Here is a 10,811-nt window from a genome sequence, read left to right on the forward strand (position 1 = left end):
CCGGTGGTCTCTACCGTCGACCCATGGCGTACGAGCGGGCGCTGCCGTACCGGCGCAGGCGGCGGCGCAACCTGCGTACCGTGTTGGGGCTCGTCGGTTTCGTCGTGTTGGTCTGCTGCGTGGGCGCTGCCGGGCTCGGGCTGTGGAACTACCAGTCCGTACGCCGGTCCACCGACCCGGCGCGAGCAGCCGCCGACGCCTTCCTACGGGACCTGACCGCTGGCGACCACGTGGCCGCGTACGACCGGCTGTGTCCGGCGACCCGGCAGCGGTGGAACCGGGCGGAGTTCACCCGTCGGGTCGCCGGCCCGCCGAAGATCAGCCGGTACGACATCCGGGACGTCGCCGTCGACGCGCAGGACGGTCGACTACGCATCACCATCGCCGCCGAACTGACCCGTGAGGGCGGCGTGGTGGACCGGCACGAGTTCTCGATGGTCGAAGCCGATGACGGTTGGCGGGTCTGCGGCGACCCGTTCTGAAACCAGCGCCGGGCAGCCCAGCCCGCCGACGGGCCGCCACCTGCCGATCCGGCCGGGTCACCGACGGGCCCGTACGCTGGTCAACTGCGGGCGGTGCCGGCGATGCGCAGCAGGTCACGGGCCGGGCCGCTGACGTGCTGCCCTTCCGGCCAGACCGCCCGCAGCAGCCGGGTCAGGTCGACGCCCGCAACCGGCACCTCGACGAGCCGACCTGCGGCCAGGTCGTCGCCGACCGCGAGGACGCTGAGCACCGCCGGCCCGGCCCCTGCGGTGACCGCCGAACGTACGGCACTGGTGGTGGACAGTTCCAGCAGCGGGGCGGCCATCGGCCCGTACGCCGACAGCGCCACGGTCAGTGCGGCGCGAGTACCCGAGGCAGGCTCACGCTGCACGAGCCGGGTGGCGGCGAGTTCAGCGGCGTCGATCGGCCGGCGACGCCGACCCCACGGGTGCCCGGGCGGCACCACGACGACGAGTCGGTCCCGGGCGACGACCCTGGTGGCCAGACCGGCCGCCACGGCCGGACCTTCCACGAAACCGAGTTCCGCGTCACCGCGCAGCACCGCCGCCACCACCTCGGCCGAGTTCATCGCGGCCAGGCTCACCGCGGTGTCCGGCCGTTCGGCGGCCAGCCGCACGAGCCACCGGGGCAGCAGGTGCTCGGCGACGGTGAGGCTGGCCGCCACCCGGATGCGGGCATGCCGCTCGGAACGCAGCGAGGAGATACCCGCGTCCAGGGTCGCGGCAGCCTGCAGCACGTCCCTGGCCCAGTCGGCCAGCAGCGCGCCGGCCGGCGTCAGGGTCGAACCCCGGGGGCCGCGGCGCACCAGCGGAAAGCCGACGAGTCGCTCCATGCCCCGGATCCGGGCCGTCACGGCGGGCTGGCTGAGCCCGTGTGCCACCGCCGCGCGGCCCAGGCTGCCGGTGGACGCCACCTTCAGCAGCAACTCGAGGGAGTCCAGGTCCGGCACCCGTGATAAGCCCATCTGACCAGCGTATGCCCCCTGCCATCAGCACTGTTTATGAGCGCATCACCACGACCCGCCTACCGCAGCACCCCGGCCCGCAGGACAGTCGATCAAGAAGGCGAGGCGGCGGAAGGGGCAGGGCAGTGCGCAACGACCAGGCCGGCACGGTGGCGCGGGAACCCGCCGCCGGCGCCAGGCAACCGGCGGCGGCCAGGTCAGGCAGGCGACCCGGACGACTGGCGCGTCGCCTGTCGCTGCTGCCCGGACTGGGTTTCGTCGCCGCGACGACCGCGCTGGCCTTCCTGGCCGCCCGCGTACTTCCTGCGGCACACGCCCCGACCGTCGCGGTCGCCCTCGGCGCGGTCGCCGCCAACCTGGGCCTGCACCGTCCGGTGCTACAGCCCGGCACCCGGTTCGCCACGCACCGACTGCTGCGGATCGCGGTGGTGCTGCTCGGACTGCAACTCGGCATACCGCAACTGGCCGCGCTCGGACTGCCCGGACTGGGCATCGTCGTCCTGACGGTGGCGGTGACCTTCACCGGCACCCAACTGCTGGGACGTGCCCTGGGCGTACCACCGGCGCGGACGCTGCTGGTCGCGACCGGATTCTCCATCTGCGGCGCGTCCGCCATCGCCGCCATGGAGGAGGTCGCCGACGGCGACGAGGACGACACGGCGGTCGCGGTCGCACTCGTCACCGTCTGCGGGACCCTGGCGATCGTGCTGCTTCCCGCGCTACGCGGGCCGCTCGGCCTGGATCCGGCCGGGTTCGGCAGCTGGGTCGGTGCCAGCGTCCACGACGTCGGGCAGACCGTCGCCACCGCCAGCCGGGTCGACGGGTCCCTGACCGACGCGGTGGTGGTCAAGCTCAGCCGCGTCGCCCTGCTGGCCCCGCTCGTCGCGGGGGTCGCCCTGACCCGGGCCCGGCGCGGCACCGGTTCCGTCGGAACCCGCCGGCCACCGGTGCTGCCCCTGTTCGTCGCGGGTTTCCTCGGTGCGATCGTCCTGGCCAGCACCGGTCTACTGCCCGACCGGGTGCTGACCGGCGCCGAAACGGTCCAGCAGGTACTGCTCACCTGTGCGCTGGTCGGGTTGGGGACCGGGATCCACCATCGGGTGCTCCGCAGCACCGGTGTCCGCTCACTCTGCCTCGGGCTGGCCTCCTGGCTACTGGTGGCCGCCGTCGCCTACGCCGGGGTACGCCTGCTCGGCTGAACCCGGATACCCGGCCCCGGCCCGGCCACCCGGGGTGGCCGGGCCGGATACCGGATGCCTGCGGTACGACCTAGGCCCGCGGACCCAGGTCACCGGTACGGTGATGCCGCCGGCACAGCACCTGGTAGTGCACCTCGGCACTGTCGGCGGTGTCACCGATGACCACCTGCTGCCCCTCCCGGACCACGGTGCCGTCGACGACCCGGGCGTTGAGCAGTCCCTCCCGTCCGCACCAGCACAACACCTCGACCTGGATCCGGGTCACCTCGTCGGCCAGCTCGAACAGCCGCTGCGCGGCCGGGAACAGACACGACCGGAAGTCGGTGGCCAACCCGAAGGCAAAGACGTCGACGTCGTCACGATCGACGAGTTCGGCCATCTGCTCGACGTGTTCGACGGTGTAGAAGCAGGCTTCGTCACAGATCAGATAGTCGACGCTGGTGCCCTCGGCCCGGCGGCTGTGGACCAACGCCCGCAGGTCCAGGTCGTCGGTGACCTCGATCGCGTCGTGGGCCAGGCCGATCCGGCTGGTGACCCGCGGGCCGAGGGAACGGTCGATCCGGGTGAGCACCAGGCCGCGTCGCCCCTGCCGCGCATGGTTGTAGTTCATCTGCAACGCCATCGTCGACTTGCCACAGTCCATCGGCCCCCAGAAGAACTTCAGCGCGGCGGCGTGCAGCGGCCGCCCGTCGGAGACGGTTGTCCCGGCACAGTTCGGGTGGGCGGTGGCCACGCCGGTGGGCGGGTGCGCCGGGCAGGCGGAGGCGAGGGCGGAGTCGTCGGTCACGGTCGGGCAGCCTAACGCATGGTCAACAGTCGACCGCGACCTGAACGAGTCCACGCGGGTGCTCCGGGCGTCGCGGATCGTCCGGACGCCCGGGGCACGGGTACGTCACAACACGCGGGGCGGGGTGTTGCCGGCAGCGACGATGGCCCGGCGCATCGGTACGGCCAGCAGCAACACGAAGCCGACCACGAAGAAGATCAGCAGTGAGACCAGGCCCACCCGGTAGGAGTGGGTGAGTTGGAACACCAGACCGAACGCCAGCGGGCCGAGCCAACTGGTGCCCTTGTCACTGATCTCGTAGAAGCCGTAGTACTCGCCTTCCTTGCCCTCGGGGATCAGCTGGCTGAACAGCGACCGGCTCAGCGCCTGGCTGCCGCCGAGCACCAGACCGATCCCGGCACCCAGGATCATGAACGGCACCGGCGCCTCGGCCGGCAGCCAGAACGCCGCCAGGACCACGGCGGTCCACAGCACCAGGCTGAGCAGTACGGTCTTCCACGCACCGATCCGTCTGGCCAGCGCCCCCAGCAGCAACGCCCCACCGAAGGCGAGGAACTGCACCAGCAGGATCGTGACGATCAGCGTCGTCTGGTTCAGCCGTAGTTCCTCGGTGCCGTACTGGCTGGCCAGGGCGATCACCGTCTGGATACCGTCGTTGTAGACCAGGAAGGCCAGCAGGAAGAACAGCGTCAGCGGGTACGCCTTGATGCCGCGCAGCGTACGACCGAGTTGACGGAACCCGTCGACGAGCACGTTGCCCCCACCGACCGTGGCCTCGACCGTCGGGTGTTCCCGCAGCCAGCGCAGCGGCACCAGGGTGAACACCGCCCACCACACGCCGGCCGACACGATCGACCAGCGGGCCAGGTCCAGGGTGCGCTGGGCGTCACCCTCGATGCTGAACAGGCTCACCACGACCAGGTTCACCGCCAGCAGCAGACCACCGCCGAGGTAGCCCAGCGCCCAGCCCTTGCTGGAGATGCCGTCCCGGTCGTCGGGGCCGCCCAGGAACGGCAGGAACGAGTTGTAGACCACCACCCCGGCACCGAAGGCGATGTTGGCGACCAGGAACAGGGCCCCACCGAGCAGGTACCGGTCGCCGGTGACGAACAGCATGCCGATCGTGGCGCCCGCCCCGACGAACGCGGCACCGGCCAGCAGCCCCTTCTTGTGCGTCGACCGGTCGGCGACCGCGCCCATCACCGGAAGTACGAACACCGTCAGGAACACCGACAGCGAAACCAGGTACGGGAAGTACGAGCCGGCGGCCACCTTGATGCCCAGCGGGTAGACGTACCCGCTGCAACTGTCGGCACCCAACCCACAGCCGGCGGCCTGCTCGGTGACGGCGGTCAGGAACGGGCCGAGGAACACGGTGATGACGGTGGTGTTGAACGCCGACATCGCCCAGTCGTAGAAGTACCAGCCGGTCCGCTCCCGTCGGGTGCTCGACGGTGCGCTCGCCGCGCTGGTGGAGGGCAGGGTGTCCGCCATCGGTGTCCTTCTTGCCGGAGGGGTCAGGCGGCCCAGTGGCCGCGGCTGAGGTACACGTCGCGGAGTACATCGACGTGATCGGTCATGATGCCATCCACACCGAGATCAAGTAAGTCGTGCATTTCGGCAGGTTCGTCGATCGTCCAGACGTGCACCTGCAGCCCCAGCCGCTGCGCGTACGCGATGAACCGGCGGTCGGCCACCGGTATCCGCCCGTAGCGGACCGGCACCTGGGCGGCCACCACCGACGGTGGCAGGACCAGCCGCCGACCCGTCAGCGACGCCAGCCGCAGCCGGGCCACCCCACGCATGCCCAGCGACGTGGCGACCTTCGGCCCGGCCAGGGCCCGCAGCCGCGCCAGTCGCGCATCGCTGAACGACGCCAGCAGCACCCGGTCACCGGCCCCGCCCCGGTCGATCGTGGCGACCGCCGGTTCGACCCCACCGTCGGCCTTGACGTCGATGTTGAACCGTACCTGCGGCCACGCGCCGAGCACGTCGTCGAGGCGGGGCACGGCAGCAGCCCCGCCGACGCGTACGGTCGCCAGGTCGGCCCACCGCAGTTCGCTGATCCGGCCACGCTCACCGGTCAACCGGTGCAGGGTCGGATCGTGGAACACCACGGCCACCCCGTCGGAGGTGGCGTGTACGTCGGTTTCGACGTACTGGTAGCCGAGCGCGACGGCCCGGGCAAACGCCTCGGCGGTGTTCTCGTCCCCGTGGGCCGCGCCACCCCGGTGCGCGAAGGCCAGCGGTGCCGGTGCGTCCAGGTAGCCGAAGTGTTGGGTCATCGGCTCATCCCACCCTCCGGTGCCCAGAACCGGGCCAGGGCTCTGGTCGCGGGATCCTCGGAGCTGATCAGCGCCGTCCACGGGTCGGCACCGGCAAGGTCCATCGAGGCGTAGTCGGCCAGCTCGGCGGGATCGGGACGCTCGTCGGTCACCGCGCCCTGCTCGGCGTAGGCGTCGACGGGGGCTGTTCCGAGCAGGGCCGGGTCGGCCCACGGGTAGCCGTCGACCGGTTCGGGTGCCTGGTCCAGGTCCAGGGCGGGTGGCTGGTCGGCACCGGTCCACGCGCTGTCGTCGGCGTACGGGCTCAGGTCGGGGTCCGCCCCCAGTGGCGGGCCGGCGGGACCGAACCCGGTCTGCGCCCCGTCGGTGCCGGAACCGGTCGGTACGTCGCCGGCCGGGCCCATCCCGGATTCCGCGCCCGGGTCCGGGTCGGCGGCGGTGTCGTCGCCGTACCCGATGGGCTCGTCCACATCGAAACTGGACTGCGCCCCGCCGGCCGGGCCGGTCAGGTCGTCGTCGCCACCGGTGACGCCGTCGTCGGTGCTCAGCCCGTCGGCGGGACCGAACCCCTCCACCGGATAGTCGGCATCCGGGTCGTGCTCCGACGCCGGATCGGTGCTGTCGCCGAGGTCCACGTCGTCGAGTTCCGGCTCGTCGTACGACCACTCACCCCAGTGCTCACTCACCGCTACCTCCGCTCACCGGCGTCCGGAGTCAACACCCGGGCCCGGACGAGCACCTCGTCGAGCTGTTTGATCCGGGACCGTATCGTCTCCCGTTCCGACTGCAGCCGGGTCCGGCGTCGCGCCCGGTCAGCCTTGTCCTCGGCCATCGCCCGGTCGATTTCGGCGATGTGCGCGTCGAGCTGCTGCAACCGTCGTTCGATCGCGTCGTCCAGGGCGAGGGTCAGGGCGTACTGCAGGTCGGTGAACCGGTGGGTGATCTCGTCGGACAGCGCCGCGCGGGCCTCGGTCAGCACCTCCCGCAGCCAGACCCGGGCCTGTTGCCGGTCGCTCTGCACCCGCCGCCGGTAGAGGACGAACGCACCGGCGGCCAGTCCCAGGCCGAGGCCGGCGACCGGAATCAGCAGCCCACCGCCGATCAACGCGCCGGCACCGAGCGCCGACGCACCGGCCATGGCACCCCGACCGGCCATGAACGCCATCCCACCGGCGGACATGGCAACCATCATGTTGTCCTGGCCGCTGCCCTCCCGGCGGGGTTTGCTGGCCAGGGCGTGCCGCAGGGTGGCGTTGAGGCCACGTAACACGAACTGCAGCTCGTGGGGCTGGAACACCTGGGTCAGGACCCGCTCGCCGACCTTGCGGAACCGGAACTCCAGGTCCTGGGAGAGGCGTACGGACAGCGCGTGCAACGCCTGGTCGACGTCCTGCGGAAGGGCCTTGAGCCCGTCCCCGCGCCCTTTCTCGATCCTGTTCAGGAAGTCTTCCTGTAGTTCGCCGACGGCGGTACGCAGCCGTCCGGTGGCCTCCACCCGGGCCCGCTGCGTCTCGGTGCTCAACGCCAGCGACCACTGCCGGGACTCGGTACGTTTCCGCGCGGCCAGACCGGCCCGTTCCTGCTTGGCCGTGGTCATGTCCGCCGGGTCGGGATCGGTGGCCTTGAGCCGGTCACCGAGCGCCAGGTCCAACCGCACGAACTCGCTACGAACGGTACGCAGCACATTGGCCTGGTGCAGCAGATGCCCCTTGCCGGCCAGGTCGATCAGGGCGTGCTGAAGTTCGGCGATCCGCGACTCGCGGACCAGTTCCCCGGCTGCCGCCTCGGGCAGGGTCATCGCCAACTCGGCCAGCCGGGCCGACACCGGAAACCAGCCGGCGGTGGCGAACCGTGGGGCGTGCGCCTGCAACTGGGCCCGGTCGTCGTCCCAGATCGTCCGCCACCCCGGGTACGCGTCGGTCTTGGTCAACGCGAAGACCACCGAGTTGACCCGCTTACTGGCCTCGATGAGGAAGTCCAGTTCCGGCTTGGCGAACGGAGCCGACGCGTCGACGACGAACAGCAGCGCGGTGGCCCGCTCGACCGCGTCGAGGGCGATCTCGGAGTGCATCGGGTCCAGACCACCGGTGCCCGGGGTGTCCACCAGGGTGAGGTGCCGCAACAGCGGCGCGTCGTGGCCCACCTCGATACGCCGGGGTGGGCGCAGCCCCTCCGGGAGACGTCCGAGGGTGGTGGCCCAGTCCCGTAGGTCGGACAGGCCCAGCGGCACCGGCTCCGACCGACCCGGCAGCCAGGCCCGCGCGCCGGGCCGGTCCGCCGGTACGAACTCCAGGTACGTGGAGGTGGCGACCGCCGCGTCCACGGGGGACAGGCCCGGCACACCGACGAGGGCGTTGACCAGCGAACTCTTTCCCCGTTTCGTCTCGCCGACGACCACGATCGACGGCCGGGTGACCGTACGTCGACGGATCATGTCCACGTCGGCGGCGGCGTCCGGGTCGGTCTTGCGTAGGAACGCCAGCGACACGTCCACCGCGCCGGTCAGCAGCTTGTCCAGCGCCGCCTCCGGGCGGGCGTGGGCGGTGCCCGTCATCGTCTCGACCTTTCACGTCGCGGAGCCGGTCCGCCGGGTGTGGTGGCGCTCACCGCACACCCGCTTCGGCGCGGATCCGCTGGGACAGCAGGTAGAAGCCCCGGTGTGCGACCAGCGCGACCCGGGACTGGGCGGGGCTCGCACCGGCGACCGCGTACACCCGCCACCGGGTGGCTGCCTCCCGCGCCGACTGGTCCAACTGCTGCGGCCCGGCGTCGGGAAGGGAGAGGATCCACCGCGGGTCGGTGGACAGCGCCAACCGGGCCAGTTCCTGCTCCATCGGCGCGGGCAGTTCCACCGACCCGGCGCTGACCAGTTGGGCGACCTCCAACAGCCGCAGCCGGTGATACTCCGGCTGTTGCAGCACCCGCTCGATCGCGTCCCGGAGCAACTCCCGGTCCTCGGCCCGCTGGGCATGACCGGCCACCTGCTCCAGGCCGGACAGCCCCCAACCGGCCTTAATCGCGTCGGTACGCCACCGGAACGCCTGGTCCAGTGTGTGCCGCAGGCGGGGAAACCCGGACGCCTGGAACAACATGCGCACCAGATCACCGCTGGCCAACTGGGGGCGGGCAGCGAACTGGGCGATGGCGAACCCGATCCCGTACAGGTCCAGCCGGTGCAGCAGCCGCTCGCGTTGCTGGCGGGGCACGACGCAGTCCCGGGTGGTGAACAGGTCCACCGACGCCAGCAGGATCGTCCGCTCGGCCGACGGCAGCTGCGCCAGGGCCCGCAGCGCCTCACAGTCGGCGGCGGTCAGCCGGCCCGCCTCGGTCGTCTCGGCCAGCAACCCCACGACGGGAACCACGTCCGAGACGATCCGCCGCAGCACCCGCGTCTGGTCGGTGGCCAGCGGCCCGGCCACCGGCCACGGGTCCGCCGCCCCGCTGACCAGTTTGTCCACCTTGTTGAACAGACCGATCGAGTTGATCGGGTTGCTGGCCAGCCGGGCCGACGCGGCCCGGAACGCCTCCAGCGCCTGTACGTCGTCGTCGCGGACCGACTGGGTGAACACGTAGACGATCGCCTCGGCGCCGGAGATCGCCCCGGCGGAATCCTCGTCGAGGTCCTCGTCGAGCGGCGCGGCCCCGCCCTCGAACAACAACCGGCGTGCACCGGCGCTGACCGACGTGTTCGTCGAGGCCAACCCCGGGGTGTCCAGCACGGTGAGGTCCCGCAGATGGTCGCTGGTCAACGTGACGTCCACGAACGCGACATCCGAACCCGGCACCCCCAGCCGCTGCGGAATCATCCCGGTCTCGTCCAACGGCAGGCTGACCCGCGCCCCGTCACGGCGTACCACGTCGACCCGGTCGACCGTGCCGTAGCGGAACTGGGTGACGACCCGGGTGCATTCACCGACCTCGGTCGGGGCGACCCGCCGACCGATCAACGCGTTGACCAGAGTCGACTTCCCGGCCTTCAACCGGCCGGCGACAGCCACCCGCAGCGGTTCGTCGAGCCGTCGCCGGATGTCGAGGACCCGCGCCTGGCCGGCGGAGCCCAACCGGGGCCCCACCTCGTCACACAGAGCGGCGACCCGGGCACTGAGTGGACCTGGACCCATGACTCGTCAACCGGTGGGACGGTCGGCGACAATGGAACGAATCCGCAGGTCGTGCTCGCTCATCTCGATTTGGTGTCCCTCCATGTTCCGGCAGGGCGAGGCACCCCTGCCGGACCTCACACTATGAATATCCTGCCGGCGCAGGATCCCATGTTCGTGCCACCGTCTCACGTCCCGGTGGCGGTAGGCCCTGGCGGGGGGAGGAACAGTGCCACACGCATCCGGCGACCTGACCGAAGCCCCATCCGACCACGCGACCGAACCCCCTCGACCACATCCCGTCGTCGACGAGGCGATGCGGCTGCTGGCCACGCCCGGCCTGGTGGTGATCGTCGGCGGCCCCGGCTGCGGACGCAGCACCGTCCTGCACCACCTCGGTTCCGGCTTCCACGGCCCGGTGTTCCACGGCGGGGGCCTGGCCACCCTGCGCTCGACGCCGGCCTTCGCCCTGACCCGGGCGCTGCGGGTCCGTCTACCCACCCGGGATCCCGCGCTGCTGGCCGAGGCGGTGCGCTCCCGGGTACGCGGCGGCCTGCTGCTGCTCGACGACCTGCACTGGGCCGACCCGGTCACCCTGGCCGCGCTGACCCCGCTGGCGGCGCACTGCCGGGTCGCGGTCGCCCTGCGCACCCCGCACCGACTGCCCACGTCGGCGGTCGAGGCGCTGCGTACTGCCGCCACCGGCTGGTTGCCCGTACCGGCCCTCAGCCCCGACGCCGCCGCCGACCTGGCCCGCGCCGTCGCACCGGGGCTGGACCCGATCCAGGTAGCTGACGTGGTTGCCCGGGCCGGGGGAGCACCGCTGGCCGTCACCGCCCTGGCCCGACACAGCGGCACCGGTCCCCGTACCGCCACGAGACCGGCCGACGAGCAGCCCGCCGTCGACCAGCTCGCCTACGCGGTGGCCACCGCGCTGGCTGACCTGACCCGGCCGGCCCGGACCGCGCTGGC

General features: G+C 71.8%; 9 protein-coding genes and 1 pseudogene. 3 read left to right on the top strand and 7 right to left on the bottom strand.

The genetic code is table 11. The features are described from left to right. Window positions 1-23 precede the first annotated feature (23 nt). Window positions 24-482: an Rv0361 family membrane protein gene (locus tag ACFQ4H_RS20955; RefSeq protein WP_377572831.1), complete on the top strand. Its 459-nt coding sequence runs from the start codon at window positions 24-26 to the stop codon at window positions 480-482. Between the two features lie 80 nt (window positions 483-562). Here the strand turns inward: ACFQ4H_RS20955 and ACFQ4H_RS20960 are convergent, their stop codons facing one another. Continuing rightward, the gene (locus ACFQ4H_RS20960; RefSeq protein WP_377572832.1) at window positions 563-1,468 is read right to left on the bottom strand and encodes a LysR family transcriptional regulator; all 906 of its coding nucleotides are present in this window, start codon (window positions 1,466-1,468) and stop codon (window positions 563-565) included. A 125-nt stretch (window positions 1,469-1,593) separates the two neighbouring features. On the opposite strand from ACFQ4H_RS20960, the gene ACFQ4H_RS20965 reads away from it, so the two are divergent. After that, on the top strand, window positions 1,594-2,667 hold the full coding sequence (locus ACFQ4H_RS20965) for a YeiH family protein (RefSeq protein WP_377572833.1): 1,074 nt from the start codon (window positions 1,594-1,596) through the stop codon (window positions 2,665-2,667). A gap of 70 nt (window positions 2,668-2,737) precedes the next feature. Here ACFQ4H_RS20965 and ACFQ4H_RS20970 read toward each other — a convergent pair whose 3' ends face one another. From ACFQ4H_RS20970 to ACFQ4H_RS20995, 6 genes are all read right to left on the bottom strand, one after another. Next, the gene (locus ACFQ4H_RS20970; RefSeq protein WP_377572842.1) at window positions 2,738-3,400 is read right to left on the bottom strand and encodes a thymidine kinase; all 663 of its coding nucleotides are present in this window, start codon (window positions 3,398-3,400) and stop codon (window positions 2,738-2,740) included. A gap of 159 nt (window positions 3,401-3,559) precedes the next feature. Beyond that, complete coding sequence (locus tag ACFQ4H_RS20975) at window positions 3,560-4,948, bottom strand: MFS transporter (protein ID WP_377572834.1); 1,389 nt, start codon at window positions 4,946-4,948, stop codon at window positions 3,560-3,562. A 23-nt stretch (window positions 4,949-4,971) separates the two neighbouring features. Continuing rightward, complete coding sequence (locus tag ACFQ4H_RS20980) at window positions 4,972-5,739, bottom strand: glycerophosphodiester phosphodiesterase family protein (protein ID WP_377572836.1); 768 nt, start codon at window positions 5,737-5,739, stop codon at window positions 4,972-4,974. Beyond that, window positions 5,736-6,425 (bottom strand): hypothetical protein, encoded by a 690-nt coding sequence (locus tag ACFQ4H_RS20985; protein ID WP_377572838.1) that lies wholly within the window; start codon window positions 6,423-6,425, stop codon window positions 5,736-5,738. Before ACFQ4H_RS20985 ends, ACFQ4H_RS20980 begins: the two co-directional genes overlap by 4 nt. 2 nt (window positions 6,426-6,427) lie before the next feature. Continuing rightward, window positions 6,428-8,293: a dynamin family protein gene (locus tag ACFQ4H_RS20990; RefSeq protein WP_377572839.1), complete on the bottom strand. Its 1,866-nt coding sequence runs from the start codon at window positions 8,291-8,293 to the stop codon at window positions 6,428-6,430. A 49-nt stretch (window positions 8,294-8,342) separates the two neighbouring features. Beyond that, window positions 8,343-9,860, bottom strand: a complete 1,518-nt coding sequence (locus tag ACFQ4H_RS20995) for a dynamin family protein (protein WP_377572841.1) — start codon at window positions 9,858-9,860, stop codon at window positions 8,343-8,345. Window positions 9,861-10,068: 208 nt separating this feature from the next. Here ACFQ4H_RS20995 and ACFQ4H_RS21000 point away from each other — a divergent pair. Beyond that, a pseudogene (locus tag ACFQ4H_RS21000) lies at window positions 10,069-10,811 on the top strand (hypothetical protein); the annotation flags it as partial.

The sequence above is a fragment of the Micromonospora sonneratiae genome, assembly GCF_042679305.1.
Classification (GTDB): Bacteria; Actinomycetota; Actinomycetes; order Mycobacteriales; family Micromonosporaceae; genus Micromonospora_H; species Micromonospora_H sonneratiae.